The organism is Castellaniella sp. WN (genome assembly GCF_054457555.1).
Genome location: NZ_JBTKZC010000001.1, coordinates 2,168,344 through 2,184,367, shown reverse-complemented (window position 1 = coordinate 2,184,367; position 16,024 = coordinate 2,168,344). Strand labels below are relative to the sequence as shown.

General features: G+C 64.8%; 18 protein-coding genes and 2 pseudogenes. 12 read left to right on the top strand and 8 right to left on the bottom strand.

Annotated elements, in window-relative coordinates; all coding sequences use genetic code 11:
• The first annotated feature begins 21 nt into the window (after positions 1 to 21).
• Positions 22 to 411: an MOSC N-terminal beta barrel domain-containing protein gene (locus ACTPOE_RS10225; protein ID WP_458872096.1), complete on the top strand. Its 390-nt coding sequence runs from the start codon at positions 22 to 24 to the stop codon at positions 409 to 411.
• A 243-nt stretch (positions 412 to 654) separates the two neighbouring features.
• Here ACTPOE_RS10225 and coaD read toward each other — a convergent pair whose 3' ends face one another.
• Positions 655 to 1,167 (bottom strand): pantetheine-phosphate adenylyltransferase, encoded by a 513-nt coding sequence (gene coaD, locus ACTPOE_RS10220; protein WP_458872095.1) that lies wholly within the window; start codon positions 1,165 to 1,167, stop codon positions 655 to 657.
• 81 nt (positions 1,168 to 1,248) lie between these two features.
• Positions 1,249 to 1,845, bottom strand: coding sequence for an RsmD family RNA methyltransferase (locus ACTPOE_RS10215; RefSeq protein WP_458872094.1), 597 nt, complete (start codon positions 1,843 to 1,845; stop codon positions 1,249 to 1,251).
• 70 nt (positions 1,846 to 1,915) lie between these two features.
• On the opposite strand from ACTPOE_RS10215, the gene ftsY reads away from it, so the two are divergent.
• Genes ftsY through ACTPOE_RS10180 form a run of 7 tightly spaced genes read left to right on the top strand, consistent with a single transcriptional unit; the run spans position 1,916 to position 7,499 of the window.
• Positions 1,916 to 3,214, top strand: a complete 1,299-nt coding sequence (gene ftsY, locus ACTPOE_RS10210) for a signal recognition particle-docking protein FtsY (protein ID WP_458872093.1) — start codon at positions 1,916 to 1,918, stop codon at positions 3,212 to 3,214.
• A 42-nt stretch (positions 3,215 to 3,256) separates the two neighbouring features.
• A complete protein-coding gene (ribBA, locus tag ACTPOE_RS10205) occupies positions 3,257 to 4,432 on the top strand; it encodes a bifunctional 3,4-dihydroxy-2-butanone-4-phosphate synthase/GTP cyclohydrolase II (protein WP_458872806.1) in 1,176 nt (391 codons plus the stop codon).
• A 16-nt stretch (positions 4,433 to 4,448) separates the two neighbouring features.
• A complete protein-coding gene (gene ribH / locus ACTPOE_RS10200; protein ID WP_458872091.1) occupies positions 4,449 to 4,982 on the top strand; it encodes a 6,7-dimethyl-8-ribityllumazine synthase in 534 nt (177 codons plus the stop codon).
• Entirely contained in the window at positions 4,975 to 5,460 is a 486-nt protein-coding gene (gene nusB, locus ACTPOE_RS10195; RefSeq protein ID WP_458872090.1) for a transcription antitermination factor NusB, read from the top strand. The genes ribH and nusB overlap by 8 nt, the downstream gene beginning before the upstream one ends.
• 19 nt (positions 5,461 to 5,479) lie before the next feature.
• The gene (thiL, locus tag ACTPOE_RS10190; protein WP_458872089.1) at positions 5,480 to 6,466 is read left to right on the top strand and encodes a thiamine-phosphate kinase; all 987 of its coding nucleotides are present in this window, start codon (positions 5,480 to 5,482) and stop codon (positions 6,464 to 6,466) included.
• Positions 6,463 to 6,996: a phosphatidylglycerophosphatase A family protein gene (locus ACTPOE_RS10185; protein ID WP_458872088.1), complete on the top strand. Its 534-nt coding sequence runs from the start codon at positions 6,463 to 6,465 to the stop codon at positions 6,994 to 6,996. The genes thiL and ACTPOE_RS10185 overlap by 4 nt, the downstream gene beginning before the upstream one ends.
• Positions 6,993 to 7,499 (top strand): CinA family protein, encoded by a 507-nt coding sequence (locus ACTPOE_RS10180; RefSeq protein ID WP_458872087.1) that lies wholly within the window; start codon positions 6,993 to 6,995, stop codon positions 7,497 to 7,499. Before ACTPOE_RS10185 ends, ACTPOE_RS10180 begins: the two co-directional genes overlap by 4 nt.
• Before the next feature lie 75 nt (positions 7,500 to 7,574).
• On the opposite strand, the gene ACTPOE_RS10175 is transcribed toward ACTPOE_RS10180, so the two are convergent.
• The 5 genes from ACTPOE_RS10175 to ACTPOE_RS10155 all read right to left on the bottom strand — a co-directional run bounded on the left by ACTPOE_RS10175 (position 7,575) and on the right by ACTPOE_RS10155 (position 12,162).
• Complete coding sequence (locus ACTPOE_RS10175) at positions 7,575 to 8,258, bottom strand: DNA-3-methyladenine glycosylase I (RefSeq protein WP_458872086.1); 684 nt, start codon at positions 8,256 to 8,258, stop codon at positions 7,575 to 7,577.
• A 13-nt stretch (positions 8,259 to 8,271) separates the two neighbouring features.
• Complete coding sequence (pyrF, locus tag ACTPOE_RS10170) at positions 8,272 to 9,093, bottom strand: orotidine-5'-phosphate decarboxylase (protein WP_458872085.1); 822 nt, start codon at positions 9,091 to 9,093, stop codon at positions 8,272 to 8,274.
• 88 nt (positions 9,094 to 9,181) lie between these two features.
• The gene (locus ACTPOE_RS10165; protein WP_458872084.1) at positions 9,182 to 9,571 is read right to left on the bottom strand and encodes a diacylglycerol kinase; all 390 of its coding nucleotides are present in this window, start codon (positions 9,569 to 9,571) and stop codon (positions 9,182 to 9,184) included.
• A gap of 622 nt (positions 9,572 to 10,193) precedes the next feature.
• Complete coding sequence (gene groL / locus ACTPOE_RS10160; protein WP_458872083.1) at positions 10,194 to 11,840, bottom strand: chaperonin GroEL; 1,647 nt, start codon at positions 11,838 to 11,840, stop codon at positions 10,194 to 10,196.
• A 34-nt stretch (positions 11,841 to 11,874) separates the two neighbouring features.
• The gene (locus ACTPOE_RS10155; protein ID WP_343836007.1) at positions 11,875 to 12,162 is read right to left on the bottom strand and encodes a co-chaperone GroES; all 288 of its coding nucleotides are present in this window, start codon (positions 12,160 to 12,162) and stop codon (positions 11,875 to 11,877) included.
• A gap of 428 nt (positions 12,163 to 12,590) precedes the next feature.
• Between ACTPOE_RS10155 and ACTPOE_RS10150 the strand changes: the two genes are divergently transcribed.
• From ACTPOE_RS10150 to ACTPOE_RS10135, 4 genes and pseudogenes are all read left to right on the top strand, one after another.
• The gene (locus tag ACTPOE_RS10150; protein WP_458872082.1) at positions 12,591 to 12,857 is read left to right on the top strand and encodes a CopG family ribbon-helix-helix protein; all 267 of its coding nucleotides are present in this window, start codon (positions 12,591 to 12,593) and stop codon (positions 12,855 to 12,857) included.
• A 398-nt stretch (positions 12,858 to 13,255) separates the two neighbouring features.
• A pseudogene (locus ACTPOE_RS10145) lies at positions 13,256 to 13,417 on the top strand (transposase); the annotation flags it as partial.
• A pseudogene (locus ACTPOE_RS10140) lies at positions 13,411 to 13,743 on the top strand (transposase); the annotation flags it as partial. The pseudogenes ACTPOE_RS10145 and ACTPOE_RS10140, both read left to right, overlap by 7 nt.
• An 11-nt stretch (positions 13,744 to 13,754) precedes the next feature.
• A complete protein-coding gene (locus tag ACTPOE_RS10135) occupies positions 13,755 to 14,054 on the top strand; it encodes a hypothetical protein (protein ID WP_458872080.1) in 300 nt (99 codons plus the stop codon).
• A 21-nt stretch (positions 14,055 to 14,075) separates the two neighbouring features.
• Here ACTPOE_RS10135 and ACTPOE_RS10130 read toward each other — a convergent pair whose 3' ends face one another.
• Positions 14,076 to 15,836 carry a P-loop ATPase, Sll1717 family gene (locus ACTPOE_RS10130; protein ID WP_458872079.1) on the bottom strand — a complete coding sequence of 587 codons (1,761 nt, stop codon included), beginning with the start codon at positions 15,834 to 15,836 and terminating at the stop codon, positions 14,076 to 14,078.
• Between the last annotated feature and the right edge of the window lie 188 nt (positions 15,837 to 16,024).

Genomic DNA, 16,024 nt, shown 5'->3' with positions numbered 1-16,024 from the left:
GATCACGATGGAAAACGCACGATGACGACCGAACCCGCTTTTCAGCCGATCGCCGGGGCGATCGTCCTGGCCGACGAGGCAGCCCGAGCCTACGACCGCCGCTGGCTGGCGGTGGACGATCAGGATCGCTGGCTGGATGCGAACCGGGCGCCAGGCCTGGCCGGTCTGGAAATCGGCCTGCGCTTCGGCTATCTGGTGATCCGCGCGCCCGGCATGCTGCGCCTGGACGTGCCGCTGGACGTGATCGAGGACGATGACAGCGTCGAACGTACCGCGCTGATCGGCGGGCGCGCGGTGCGGGTCGTGGACGAGGGCGACCTGGCCTCGGCCTGGCTTTCCCAGTGGCTGGGCCAGCCCTGCCGGCTGGTGAAGGTGCACCCGGACGCCGATCCCGTGAGCTGGCCCGCCTAGTGTCCTGTCTGGTGAGTTTGGTCACTTGAATTCGGATGCATGGGCTTGTCAGGCAAGGCGCGAACCGCGGCGATGGCCGGTGCTATCGCGAGGATGAGTCTGGACACGGAGCAGTCCCTGCGGACTGCTCCGTGCCTGACGAATCCGAACCGCTTGCAAGCGGTGAGGTGGACAAGCAACGCAGCATGGCCAGCCCGGGCGCCGAAGGTAAGGATCGGAATTAGCCAGACAGGACACTAGGGCCTACTTCCCGTTCGCGGTTTCCTGAGCGTCGCGCAGGGCCTTGGCCTTGGCGTGCAGCCAGCGTTCCACGGACGGGAACACGAACTTGCTGACGTCTCCGCCCAGGATGGCGATTTCCCGCACGATGGTGCCGGAGATGAACTGATACTGGTCCGATGGGGTCATGAACAGGGTTTCGACTTCGGGCAGCAGGTGGCGGTTCATGCCGGCCATCTGGAATTCGTACTCGAAATCCGACACGGCGCGCAGGCCGCGCACGATCACGCGGGCGTCCTGCTCGCGCACGAAATCCTTGAGCAGGCCGCCGAAGCTGCGCACCCGCACGTTGGGATAATGCCCCAGGACCTCCTCGGCGATCTCCAGGCGCTCCTGGAGGGTGAAGAACGGTCGCTTGTTCTGGCTGTGGGCCACGCCCACGACGACCTGGTCGAACAGGCTGGCCGCCCGTCGCACGAGGTCCTCGTGCCCACGGGTGAGCGGGTCGAAAGTGCCCGGGTAGACGGCGGTGATCATGCGGTCTCCGTATGAGTTGACGGAATCGGTGTTCGGATCATTGGAGTTCCGGAGGGCGGGCGCACAAGCCCGGCCGGCCGTTCAAGGAGTCTCCAGACGATCATTATTCATATTTTTTTGCGTTGCAGCAAACCGGATCAACCCGTAGTGGACCTGGCCCGCTCGTCCCTGGCGCAGCAATTCCCATTCCGGCGGCGCGTCCAGGGGGGCCTCCGATTCCAGGTACAGCAGACCGCCCGGCAGCAGGGCCCGGTCCAGCAGGGGCAGCAGGCGCGGCAGCCAGCCCGCCCCGAAGGGCGGATCGAGCATCACCAGATCGTAGGAGGGGGCCGGCTGGGCGCGCAGGAAGGCGCGGGCATCGCCCGCGTGGATGCGGACGGCGGGCGACCGCAGGCGAGCCTGGACGGCCCGCAGGCCGGCCAGGGCGGTTGGAGCCTGCTCGACCAGCTGGGCGGTCTCCACGCCGCGTGACGCGGCCTCGAAGCCCAGCGCCCCGGTGCCGGCGAACAGGTCCAGCACCCGGCGGCCGGCGAATGTGCCGTCCCAGAAATACGCCAGCCAGTTGAACAGGGTTTCCCGCACCCGGTCGGGCGTCGGACGCAGGTGATCGCCGTCCGGGACGGAAATGGGCGTGCGGCGGTAGGCACCGCCTACAATACGGATCTGGTTTTTTTTCATGCGCGGTCCGCCGATTCACGGCGCCAAGTCCGTGCCGGGCCTTGGCCGGATCTTTTTCAGTGTAAAGCCTATGTTCAGTTTCTTTAAACGCAAGAGGGCGCCCGCGCCGCAGGAATCGGAGTTCGGGCAGGATGGCGCGCCGGAGGCTCAGGACGCGCCGGAAGTGGCTCCGGTCGCGCCGACCGAATTGCCCGATTCGTGGGAGGCCCGTACCTCCGGACCCGGCGCATCGGCGGCCGGAGCCGCTTCGGTCCCCGCCGATGCGCGGCCCGCGGCGGCCGAGCCGGTGCCCGAATTCGCCGCCGGTGCCGAGTCCGCGCCCGCCGATGAGCCCGTCCAGCCTCCCGACGCCTGGTCGGACCGGCCGGACGAGGCGGCCGATCCCCTGGTCCGGCTGGACCGCTCGGCCAGGGACGCGGACGCCTCCGCGCCCGCGTCCTCCGGGTCCTGGCTGGGTCGGCTGCGGCGCGGCCTGTCGCGCACCGGCCAGAGCCTGGGCGGCCTGTTCACCGGGGGGCGCGTCGACGAGGCCCTGTTCGAGGAACTGGAAACCGCGCTCATCATGGCCGACGCCGGGGTCGAGGCCACGGAAAAGCTGCTGGCGGAACTGCGGGCGCGCGTGAAGCGCCAGCGCATCGAGCAGCCCGAGGCCGTGCGCGCCGCGTTGCGCGACATCCTGGCCGAGCACCTGAAGGTCCTGGAAAAGCCCTTCGTCGTGGGCGAGGCCGCGCCCATGGTGGTCATGATCGCGGGGGTCAACGGGGCGGGCAAGACCACGTCCATCGGCAAGCTGGCCCATGCCCTGCGGGAGCGCCAGGCCTCGGTGCTGCTGGCGGCCGGCGACACCTTCCGCGCGGCGGCCCGCGAGCAGCTGGTGGCCTGGGGCGCGCGCAACGGCGTCACCGTCATCGCCCAGGAAGGCGGCGATCCGGCGGCCGTGGCGTTCGACGCGGTCAACGCCGGGCGCGCGCGGTCGGCGGATGTGGTCCTGGTCGACACGGCGGGCCGGCTGCCGACCCAGCTGCACCTGATGGAAGAGCTCAAGAAGATCAAGCGCGTCATCGGCAAGGCCGATGCGACGGCGCCCCACGAGATCCTGCTGGTGGTGGACGGCAACACCGGCCAGAACGCGCTGGCGCAGATCCGCGCCTTCGACGCCGCGCTGGGCCTGACCGGCCTGGTCGTCACCAAGCTCGACGGCACGGCCAAGGGCGGGACCCTGGCGGCGGTGGCGGCGGGCAGCCAGGGGGTGCGGCCCGTGCCCGTGTACTGGATCGGCGTGGGCGAGGGCATGCAGGATCTGCAGCCCTTCGTCGCGGCGGAATTCGCCGACGCCCTGCTGGGCGGGCCGGAGGCCGGCAAGGGCTAAAATGGCCGCATTCATTTTCAATTTGGCAGGCATGGCATGAACATGGCATCCGGCGCGGCTTCGATCGAGCCGTCCTTCGACATTTCCCCGGTCCAGGAGATCGTAAACGAGCTGCGGGCCGGGCACATGGTCATCCTGGTGGACGAGGAAGACCGCGAGAACGAGGGCGACCTGGTCCTGGCGGCCGACTTCGTCACGCCCGACGCGATCAATTTCATGGTGACCCACGCGCGCGGGCTGGTCTGCCTGACGCTGACGCACGAACGCTGCGAGCAGTTGCAGCTGTCGATGATGTCCAGCCAGAACGGCACCCGCTACGGCACCAATTTCACGGTCTCCATCGAGGCCGCCGAGGGCGTGGGGACCGGCATCTCCGCCGCCGACCGCGCCCGCACCATCCAGGCGGCCGTGGCGCGCGATGCCCGGCCGGCCGACCTGGTCCAGCCAGGACACATCTTCCCCGTGCGCGCCGTTCAGGGCGGTGTGCTGGTGCGCGCCGGTCACACGGAAGCCGGCTGCGATCTGACCGCCATGGCGGGCCTGACCCCGGCCGCCGTGATCTGCGAGATTCTCAAGCCGGACGGCTCCATGGCGCGCCTGCCGGACCTGATGGTCTTCGCCCGGGAGCACGGGCTGAAGATCGGCACCATCGCCGACCTGATCCAGTACCGCAGCGAGCACGAGTCCATGATCGAGCGCCTGGTCGAACGTCCGGTGGCGACGCCCTGGGGGTCGTTCAAGGCGGTGGCCTACCGGGACCGCGCCGCCAACGCGCCGCATCTGGCCCTGGTCCATGGCGACATCCATCCCGACCGGGAAGCCCTGGTGCGGGTGCATGAGCCGGCCAGCGTGCTGGACCTCCTCTGCGAGGGGGCCACCCGCCACAGCTGGACCATTCCCCAGGCTCTGCGGGCCATCGCGCAGGCGCCCAGCGGCGCGCTGGTGCTGCTGAACTGCCACGGCGGCGCCGACCTGCTGTTTGTGCAGTTCGACGCCTGGGCTCGCAGCGGTAGCGATACCCTGACCGCGCAAGCGGTCGCCGACGGCGAACGCCACGGTTTGCGCACTTTCGGCATCGGCGCGCAGATCCTGCGCGACCTCGGCGTGGGTCGGGCCCGGCTGCTGGCGCGACCGCGCAAAATGCCCAGCATGGCAGGGTTCTCCCTGACCATTACGGGTTACCATAGTGAACCCGGCGTATCCGACGCCGCGACCTGACCATGGAATCGCGACTATGAACCCCTACGTGATGACCCCCGACATGAACGGGGAAGGCCTGCATATCGGCATCGTGCGTGCACGGTTCAATGAGGAAATCGGCACGGCCGAGTTGCAGACCTGCCTGGACGAACTGGCCGCTCTGGGCGTGGACGAACGCGACGTCATGGTGGTGTCCGTGCCCGGCGCGCTGGAGCTGGGCGTGACCCTGGCCCAGATGGCTGAAACCTTCGAGTTCGACGCCCTGATCGCCCTGGGCGCCGTGATCCGCGGCGAAACCTATCACTTCGAGATCGTCAGCAACGAATCGGCGTCGGCGATCAGCCGCATCGCCCTCGAGACCGGCATTCCGGTCGCCAATGGCGTGCTGACCACCAACACCGACGAGCAGGCCCTGGCCCGCGCGGCCGACAAGGGCCGCGACTGCGCCCGTGCCGCTGTCGAAATGGCCAATCTGGTGGCGGCCCTCGAGCCGGAGTCGGAAGACGATGAGGATGATGACGACTTCGACGGTGAGGACGACGAAGACGAAGAGGATGTGGATGACTGAAGCCAAGCCCGCGCGCGCCGGTCGCGCCAATGCCCGCAGCGCGCGCCGCCTGGCGCGCGAATTCGCGCTGCAGGGCGTGTACGCCTGGCTGCTGCGCGGCGGCGCCGACCTGGCGGAACTGGGCGAGATCGACGCTCATGTGCGCGACGGCGAGGACTTCGACCAGGCCGACGCCCAGTGGTACCAGACCCTGCTCCAGGGGGCGGCCACCCAGGCCGCCGCGTTGCGCGAACGGTTTGTGCCCTACATCGACCGGCCCCTGGCCGAACTGTCCCCCATCGAACACGCCGTGCTGCTGATCGGCAGCTTCGAGCTCGTCCAGCACGTCGAAGTCCCCTACCGCGTGGCCATCAACGAGGCCGTCGAGCTTGCCAAGTCTTTTGGCGGCACGGACGGTTACCGCTTCGTCAACGGCGTGCTCGACAAGCTCGCGGCCGAAGTCCGCGCCCCCGAGGTCCAGGCGACGGCGCGCCGCTGACGCGGCACAGGAAGGGCTTATGCGGGCGGATGGCGAATTCGACCTGATCGCACGTTATTTCAAGCGGCCCTCGCCGGACCGGATGCTGGGCGTGGGCGACGACTGCGCCCTGATGCCCCTGTCGTCGGGCTGCGAACTGGCCGTCAGCACCGACATGCTGGTCGAGGGCCGGCATTTCCTGCCAGACGCCGACCCCGGATCCCTGGGCCACAAGGCCCTGGCCGTCAATCTGTCCGATCTGGCCGCCATGGGCGCCCGGCCCCTGGCCTGCACGCTGGCGCTGTCGCTGCCCGCCGTGGATCACGCCTGGTTGGCTGCCTTCTCCGAAGGCTTTCACGCCCTGGCCCGCGAGTCCCATTGCCCGCTGGTAGGCGGGGACACCACCCGGGGCATGTCCGGCGTGGTGCTCAGCATCACCGTGCTGGGCGAAGTCCGCCGCTCGCATGCCCTGCGCCGCGACGCGGCCCGTGTCGGCGACGACGTCTGGGTATCCGGCGCACTGGGCGCAGCCGACCTGGCCCTGCGCCTGTTGCTGGGCCGGCTGCCTCCCGATCCCGAACGCCTGCGGGCCACCCGGCCCGCCCTCGATCGCCCGACCCCGCGCCTGAAGCTGGGCCGGTACCTGGCCGGCGTGGCGCATGCCGCCATCGACGTGTCCGACGGCCTGCTGCAGGATCTCGGCCACATCCTCCAGGCCAGTCATTGCGGCGCCGAGTTGTGGCTGGACGCCTTGCCGGCGCATCCGGCGCTGGCCGGCCTGGACGAGACCCTGCGCCGCGAGGCCCTGCTGGCCGGAGGGGACGCCTACGAATTGTGCTTTACGGCCCGGCCCCTGTGGCGCGAGCAGATCGAGGCCTTGGGGCGGCAGCTGGATGTGCCAGTGACCCGGGTGGGCTCGCTGGTGCGCGGCCAGGGCGTGCGCGTACTGGATGGTGCCGGCCGGGCTGTGTCGGTGACGCGCCGGGGCTTCGATCATTTTGCCGAACCCCGCGGAGACATTGCATGATGGACCAGGCCGACCCGAAGGATACAAGCCCCGTCCGGCCCATCCTGCGTCCGTCCGCCGCCTGGGTCTTCTCCCGTCCCGAGCGGATCCTGGCCTTCGGCCTGGGCTCGGGCCTGATCTATCCGGCTCCCGGAACCTGGGGCACGCTGGCCGGCTGGCTGCTGTGGGCCGTCCTGCTGCGCGGCCTGTCCGACGGCTGGATGATCCTGGTCCTGCTGCTGTCCTTCGGGGTCGGCTGCTGGGCGGCCCAGCGCTGCGGCGATGCTTTGGGCGTGCCGGATCACGGCGGCATCAACTGGGACGAGATCGTCGCCATCTGGCTGGTGCTGTGGCTGATGCCCCAGGGTTTCTGGGCCCAGGCCGTCTCAGTGGCGTTGTTCCGCTTCTTCGACATCGTCAAACCGCCGCCGGTCAGCCTGTTCGACCGGCGCTTCAAGAACGGCTTCGGGGTCATGATCGACGACATCGTCGCGGCCTTGTATGCTTTGCTGGCGGGGGCGCTGCTCGTCCGCCTGGGGGTGTTGTCATGAACGAACGCGAAACGCGTGCCCTGGCGGGCGAGGTGGGCGCCGCGCTGCGCGCCGCAGGCTGGCTGTGCGCCACGGCGGAATCCTGCACCGGCGGGCTGCTGGCGGGCGCCATCACGTCCTGCCCCGGTTCCAGTCTGTGGTTCGAGCGAGGTTTCGTCACTTACAGCAATGCCGCCAAGGTCGAGCAGCTGCGGGTGTCGCCCGACACCCTGGAGCGCTTCGGGGCCGTCAGCGAGGAAACCGCCATGGAAATGGCCGGGGGTGTGCTGGCGGCGGTGCCCCGGGCCCATCTGTCCCTGTCCACCACCGGCATCGCCGGGCCGGGCGGCGCCACGCCGGGCAAGCCGGTCGGCATGGTGTGTTTCGGTATCGCGCGCCGTGCCGGTCCCGGGATCGTGACTCGGGCCGTCACCCAGGTCTTCGAGGGCGACCGCGAGGCCGTGCGCGCTGCGGCGGTGCGCCGCGCCCTGCAGGCGGCGCTGGTCGAACTGGGCAAGGCCTGACGCCCGGATTGCACGCTGGCGGTCCGGCGCGCGAGGACAGCCTGGGGCGGGGCCGCCCAGTGTCCTGTCAGGACACTAGAATGCGGGATTGGTGCTCAGAGCCATCAGGGCCGACAGCTGGCACAGCGGGCGGCCCGAGTCCCGTCGCAATGCGTTGAAGGCATCCTGCACGGCCCGCAGGTCGCGCTGGCTGGTGGGCTCGCGGTCGATGATGCCCGCGGCCATCAGGCGCGCGACCACGTCGCTGGTCAGCAGGAAGGTGTCCTTCCCGGCCAGGCGCAGGAAGCCGGCGCCCGAGCGCCCACCCAGGCGCGCGCCTCGCCTGGCCAGCAGGCGCCACAGGCCGATGATGTCGGTATCCGGCCAATCGGCAAGGAACGCGCCGAAGCCGGCGCCCCGCTCCTGGCGGATCTCCAGGATGAACCGGGCGTTCTCGGGAATGGTCTTCAGCTTGGCTCGGTCGCGGATGATCCGGTCGTTTTTCATGTGGCCTTCGATCAGCGAAGGCCCGAGCCGCGCCATGACCTCGGGCACGAAGCCCTGGAAGGCCTTCTCGAATTCGGGCCACTTGGCATCGACCACCGTGTGCTGCATGCCGGCTTGGAAGACCCGTTGCGTCATGGCGGAAAGATAGCGGTCGTCGCCCTTGCGCTTCAAGTCTTCGGGTGTCAGGGCACGGGGCAGGATGGCCTCCATGGCCTCGTCGGATGCGAAGCGCGCGCGTACCGTGTCGCGGAGCCAGCAATAGTCTAGGGCCATGCGTGTTCCGTCCCTAATCCTGGAGTGCCGCGCGGATGGCGCTGCGTGTGGCGCGCGCGGTCTTGGCGGCCGCCTGCTCCCAGTCTTCCCGGGCGCTGGCATACAGGATGGCGCGTGATGAATTGATCATCATGCCGCGGCCTTCCGGCGTGCGGCCCGCCTGCACCGTGGCCTGGATGTCGCCGCCCTGGACGCCGATGCCCGGGATCAGCAGGGGCATGTTCCCCACCCGGCGGCGCACCTGGGCGATTTCTTCCGGAAAGGTGGCGCCCACCACCAGGGCGCATTGCCCGTTGGTGTTCCAGACGCGGGCCACCTGATCGGCCACATGCAGGTATAGCGGGGTGCCATTGGCCAGCCGCATGTCCTGGAGATCGGCTCCGCCGACGTTGGACGTGCGGCACAGGATGATGACGCCGCGTTCGCCGTAGTCGATGTAAGGCTGTACGGAATCGCGGCCCATGTAAGGATTGACCGTCACCGCGTCCGCTCCGTAGCGCTCGAAGGCCTCGCGGGCGTATTGTTCGGCGGTGCTGCCGATGTCGCCGCGCTTGGCGTCCAGCACGATGGGCAGGTCCGGATGCCGCTCCCGGATCGTCCGGCAGATGTCCTGCAGCTGGTCTTCGGCGCCCAGGGCGGCGAAATACGCGATCTGCGGCTTGAAGCCGCAGGCATAGGGCGCGGTCGCCTCGACGATGCGCAGGCAGAATTCGGTGACCGCGTCCGGGCGGCCTTCCAGTTCCTTGGGAAAGCGCCGCGGGTCGGGGTCCAGTCCCACCATCAGCAGGGAATCCTGGGCGGCCCAGGCGCGGTTCAGCTTGTCGATGAATGTCATGGGGATCGGGCCGTATGTCGTAGGGGTTCGGGGAAGGGCGGGCCGGGCTCGCCGTCGCGTATTTCACGCCGCGAGCGTTTTCATGTGTTCAGGACGGCCACCAGCGCGGCGCCAGCACCGCCGCCCAGGAGGCGCACGCCAGCAGCAGCGCCAGCAGCACCGCCGCGCTGCCGATGTCCTTGGCGCGTCCCAGCAGGGGATGATGGTTCGCGCTGATCGCGTCGGCCAGTGCCTCGATCGCGGAATTGAGCAGCTCCACCATCAGCACCAACACCGGCGAGCCGGCCAGCAGCAGTCGTTCGATAGCGGTGTCGCCCAGCCACAGGCCCAGCGGGATCAGAATCGCGGCCAGCACGGTTTCCTGGCGGAACGCGGCCTCGTGACGCCACGCAGCGCCCAGCCCCTGCAGCGAATAGCCGAAGGCGCGCGCGATGCGCAGCAGTCCGCCGGTGCTCTTGTAGGGGGAGGGCTGGGTCATGTGTCGGCTGGTCCGGGTGGTGCAGGCATTGTAATGGATGGGGGTGCCGGCGAGTCTGGCCGCCGTGTGAGAAGCCGGACGTGAGGATGGTTGGCCATTCTCGACGGAAGGCGGCGATGTACGGGGCAGGCGGCCCTGGAGCATCGATTGTGCGAGGGGGGAGGCGACATGATGTGTCGCGCTCATATGGATTCGGTCGTAGGGGCAGCGCAGGGTGTCTTTGCCGTCCTTTTCCAGTTCCAAGGTTTCTCCTTGTGCACGGTCTGTCGCGATACCGACGGCCGTCTTGCGGCCGGCTTCATCAATGGATCTGTGGTTGATGGCGAGTTTGGCTGTCGTGTCGCTCCATGGCGTAAAGCTTGTCGAGCGTTGTTTGCTTTTACAACAAAGGTCATCCCTGCATTTTCATCGAGAGACATGCGTTTTCCGATGAGCGGCTGGCATGGATTCTTGATGAACGGAATAGCCGGCGATGGCACATGCCGGCGCATCGCGGCGCGGAAGTGCCCATGGGGGAGACAGGGTGAGTCAGATGAAAAAATCCCCGCCACGGCGAACCGTGACGGGGATGAGGCCGGGTGCCGGCCGGCGCGCGAGGCGCCGGACCGGGAGGGGCAGGGGCTTAGAAGCCGCCCATGCCGCCCATGCCACCCATTCCGCCCATGTCGGGCATCGCAGCGGCGGGCTTGTCTTCGACGATCTCGGCCACGGCGGCTTCGGTGGTCAGCAGCAGGCTGGCGACCGAGGCGGCGTTCTGCAGCGCGGTGCGGGTGACCTTGGTCGGGTCGATCACGCCCTGTTCGACCAGGTCGCCGTACTCGCCGGTGGCGGCGTTGTAGCCGTAGTTGCCTTCGCCCTGTTCAACCGCGTTGACGATCACGCTGGCTTCGTCGCCGGCGTTGGAGACGATGGTGCGCAGCGGGGACTCGATAGCACGCAGGACCAGCTTGATGCCGGCGTCCTGGTCGGCGTTGTCGCCCTTGACCTTGGCCACGGCGACCTTGGTGCGGATCAGTGCGACGCCGCCGCCCGGGACGATGCCTTCCTCGACGGCCGCGCGCGTGGCGTGCAGGGCGTCTTCGACACGGGCCTTCTTTTCCTTCATCTCGACTTCGGTGGCCGCGCCCACGCGGATCACCGCGACACCGCCGGCCAGCTTGGCGACGCGTTCCTGCAGTTTTTCACGGTCGTAGTCCGAGGTGGCTTCCTCGATCTGCGCGCGGATCTGCTTGACGCGGGCCTCGATGTTCTTGGCATCGCCGGCGCCGTCGATGATGGTGGTGTTTTCCTTTGCCACTTCGATGCGCTTGGCCTGGCCCAGCTCGGCCAGGGTCGCCTTTTCCAGCGACAGGCCGGTTTCTTCGGAGATCACCGTGCCGCCCGTCAGGATGGCGATGTCTTCCAGCATGGCCTTGCGGCGGTCGCCGAAGCCCGGGGCCTTGACGGCAGTGGTCTTCAGGATGCCGCGGATGTTGTTCACGACCAGGGTGGCCAGGGCTTCGCCCTCGACGTCCTCGGCCACGATCAGCAGCGGACGGCTGGACTTGGCGACTTGTTCCAGCACCGGCAGCAGGTCGCGGATGTTGCTGATCTTCTTGTCGAAGATCAGGATGAACGGGTCATCCAGCACGGCGACTTGCTTGTCGGGGTTGTTGATGAAGTAGGGCGACAGATAGCCGCGGTCGAATTGCATGCCTTCGACGACATCCAGTTCGTTGTCCAGGGACTTGCCGTCTTCGACGGTGATGACGCCTTCCTTGCCGACCTTGTCCATCGCGTTGGCGATGATCTCGCCGACGGAGGTGTCGCTGTTGGCCGAGATCGAGCCGACCTGGGCGATGGCCTTGCTGGTGGTGCAGGGCTTGGACAGCTTGTGCAGTTCGTCCACGGCGGCGATCACGGCCTTGTCGATGCCGCGCTTCAGGTCCATGGGGCTGATGCCGGCGGCCACATACTTCAGGCCTTCCTCGACGATGGCCTGGGCCAGCACGGTGGCGGTGGTGGTGCCGTCACCGGCGTTGTCGGAGGTCTTGGAAGCGACTTCCTTGACCAGTTGGGCGCCGATGTTCTCGAACTTGTCCTTCAGTTCGATTTCCTTGGCGACGGAGACGCCGTCCTTGGTGACGGTGGGGGCGCCGAAGGAGCGGTCCAGCACCACGTTGCGGCCCTTGGGGCCCATGGTGGTCTTGACGGCGTTGGCGAGGATGTTGACGCCACGGACGATGCGGGTGCGGGCATCGTCACCGAAATAAACTTGCTTTGCAGCCATGTCGAAATTCCTTGGGATTGAATGGTGAGGTGGCTTACAGGATCACGGCGAGGACTTCTTCCTCGCGGATGACGAGCACTTCCTCGCCATCGACCTTGACGGACTGGCCGGCGTATTTGCCGAACAGGACCTTGTCGCCGACCTTCAGATCGACCGGGATCACTTTGCCGTCCTCGGTCTTCTTGCCGGGGCCGACGGCCAGGACTTCGCCCTGATCGGGCTTTTCAGCCGCGCTGTCAGGGATGACGATACCCGAGGCGGTGGTGCGCTCGTTGTCCAGACGCTTGACGATCACGCGATCGTGCAAAGGACGCAGTGCCATGGAGGAACTCCTGTACGTAGAAATTGAAGGGAGCGGGGGCGAGGCGTTGTTAGCACTCAACCCCATCGAGTGCTAATTATAAGGATGATTTCAGGCATTTCAAGAGCGGGAAGGGGGTTGTTACAAGTGAGTGAAGCTGTCGAACGCTGTCGAACGCCACTGAGTTTTGAACTTCCGCCGTTCAGTTTTGAACTCTGAAAAATGGCTAGATCCCGCATTGTTGCGGATTTTGAGGCAAAAATGGGGTTGAGGTGGGGTTCAAAAATGGGGCATTTCTGTGTTTTTTGCTGCTTGGAATGCATGGGCGCTACCCCGCTGGTCCATGGCTGGCCTACGCATGGCCAATGCGTGGGATATGAGCGCCTCTTGATCAATTTATTCCTAATTACTAGGATGATTTCCTAACCAACCTAGATGGAGAGTGTGACATGACGGTGACAACCAAGGTGTTGACCGCACATGTGCCGCTGCAGCTGGCCGACAAGGTGGACAAGGTGGCGGCGCGACTTGATCGATCACGTGACTGGGTCGTGAAGCAGGCACTGGCCGCCTGGATCGCCCAGGAAGAAGAACGGGATCGGCTCACCTACGAGGCATTGGCTGATGTAGACGCAGGTCGGGTCATCGAACATCAGGCGGTGAAATCTTGGGCGGATAGTTTGGGCACGGCCCAAGAGCTCCCAGTGCCCCGCTGATGGCACTCAAGTAGTCAAGCGAGGCGGTTTCCAGTCTGTCGCGCTTGTATGAATTTTAGGCCGACGCGAATGAGCCCGCTGCAACACGGGCCGTCCAGGCGCTGGTCAACGCCTCCACTACCTTGCTGACCAACACGCGTATCGGTGAGTAGCTTCTCCTGTTTGGGCCATGGGAGGTGCGCCGAATACTGGTTCCGTCATGCGAGGTCCTCTATGAGATTCAGGAGTCGTGATAATCGACGTTTTTCCTGACGCACATGCCAGCGCCGATGTCCCGCAGGCCTCTGCCCGTGATAGTGATCTGTGGACTGGCCGAGCAAGAGGCACATGCTGTTCTGGTCTAATTCTGGTGGACACCTCGATAGGGGATCATCCTTCCCAACGAGAGCCAGCAAGATATGACCCGTATTCGTAGAAGTTTTGACGCCGCCTTCAAGCTCCAAGTGGCGCAGATGATCCGAGAGCAAGGTCTGAGCGTGGGCCAGGTTTGTCGCGATCTGGACCTGATTGACAGCGCAGTGCGCCGCTGGCTGGCCCAGTACGACGCCGAACAATGGGGCGTCTGGCCGCTGCGTACCCTGACCAGCAGGTGCATGTCGTCTGGGATAATTTGAACACGCATCGCGCCCAGGCCGTCTGGCAGGCGTTCAATGCGCGGCATGCCGGACGGTTTCACTTTCACTTCACGCCATTGCACGCGAGCTGGGTCAATCAGATCGAACTCTGGTTTGCCCGGTATACACGCCGAGTGCTGCGCCATGCCAGTCACACCAGCACTGCGCACCTGCGCGAGCGCACGGCACAATTTGTCCGCACGCATAATCAGGCGGCACGCCCGTTCAAATGGAGTTTCCGGGGCTATCCGCTACAAACCGGCGAATCATAACGAGGAGCGACATGCCAGCCTTATCCGCCAAAGAACACGCCACCCACTTGCAACGACAACTGCGCCACCTGCTCGGCCATGAGCAGATCGCTACGCAAACCTACGGGCACCATCTGCTGATCAAACGTGTGGACGATGAACAGTTGACCGTGGTGGCGCGGCTGACCGAGTTGGGCCGCAATCATTATGGCGCGGCTTTTCGAAGCCATAGTGGGCGTTGGGAACCGTTGCCAGGTACAGGCTCGCTCGACGAGATGGCACAGGTGGTCGCCACACTCTTGCAGCCGTATTTGCAACCCGATAATTATTAAACCTATTTACAGGATGATGTACTAGTCAGAGCCGCGAATTCCCAGAGCAGGGGAAAATGCGGGGTTCATGACATACACGTCTTCGTCCAAGGCTCTTGCTGCGCGGACCTGAAGAATTTTTAGGTCATAGTTCACATTGAAGATGTAATGAACTTGATCGTCAGGTACTGCTACGCCTAGAATTCCGTAATAGAGAAGAAAATCGATGACTCGGCCAATCTGGTCATCCTCAATTTCTGCGCTGCGTATGAATGACTCCAGCTCCGCTCTCGACATGCGCGCCGGAGCATCGATGAATTGGTACAAAAGATCCTTTGCCGCAGGGAAAACATCGGTAAGTTCGTGGTCCAGCTCCACCAGCAAATCTTGTGAGTAGGTGCGAACACCTTTCTCCAAGTCAGTCTCTTCAATTTTCGCGTGTGTGAGATTCGCCGCAAACCCCTTGGCATGCGCAAATATCTTGATGATATTGCGTGGTCTCATCAGAGATCGTTCAATGATGTACGAAGACGTTTCTTCACCCTTGTAGTGAGAAACACATAGCTTGGGCCAGAGCTGATCAAAGGTCAGTTCACTCGATCCGCTCGGGAGTGATGTGGCCAGACGCAAACGAAGAAGTTCTCTGAGCATGTCGGCATCAGTCCAATCAAGTGTCACACGCATCTCCTTGCCGTAGTCAGCGCTCTGGCGCATCAGGTGTTCGTAGACGTCGTTCCGAATGAACACGATGCAATGTACCGTGTGCCCAGCCTTTCGCATGTCACGCTCGACCTTCCGGCCGGCATCGATAAGGCAACGAAGAACCATTGCATCGACGACGTCAACGCCTTGCGTGCTCCACCCTTTATCGAGGTTGTCAAACAGCACCCAAACTCCTTGTTTGTGCCCTAGATACTGAACGACTTGGGCACGTAGCGCCTTCACGTCATGGGAGTAGACGAGTTGTGTCACCTGATCGGTCGTCAGTTTGGTGCCGTCATTATTTCCGTAACGCTGACCGTAGTCTAAAGCAATGCGCTGGGATAACGCCAACAACCGTTCAGAGAAGTCGCCCTCAACGGAATATCCCTCGGTACGATAGGTATGCTCGAGCTCGAGGTACAGATCCCGAATCTCGTGATTGAATTTGTGAGTGTTCTGATCCTTTTCGAGCAATTTGTACGTAATCTCAAGCAGTATCAGATATTCCCAGAATGCCGTCACCAAATGATGGCTCGCGCCTTGGGTCACATGGGCAAGAATGTCTTCCTTGAGCTTGAGTAGCTGATACCCCTCCGGTTTCAGATCCACCACAACGTTGCGCTTGTCGGATCGAATCTTGTCCCGGACCTGAATGAAAAGCGCAGTCTTTCCTGCGCCCTTTCGCCCAACGACGATATCCACCTCACCTCTCAATGCCTTTCTGAACTGGTCCGTCGCCAGAAAGTAACTATCGAGAGTGGTCATCTCGTTCTCTGCAGTAGGGTCGCCGATTTGCAGTGATTGCAGCGGCGTAAGACCTTTCAACGGGGTTGGGTCCCCCTGTTGCAGATGCTCGGTGATTTCAAGCGAGAAGGCAGCAATGTGCTGCACTATGTCTTCTGATCGAGAATATGTCTTGACGGCGTCGCGCACATCCAACGGAATCTTTGCATTTGCGTGGGCGAGAATCAGTGTCGGCTTATCCATCCCATGCGCGAGACCGGCGACGAAGAGTGTTCGTGTGTCGTGAACAAGATTCTCGTCGTGCTCCCCGCCCAGTAGCGAAAGCAGGACACCTGCGGATGCGCCGACCTGGCGCATCGCGTCTGTCGCAGAAAGCCTTGAATCCTCGGCTGGATTGAAACTTCTGTACTTGTATCTGGCCTTCTTTAGCGTGAAAGACAGGCATTTCTGACCGAGCGCCCCCCCAGCCATCGAAGGCTGTAAGGGCTAGGGCGGTGCGGCTCAGGCGCTGGCAGGTTGGATAAATCCGAACTTGGTCAGAGCCT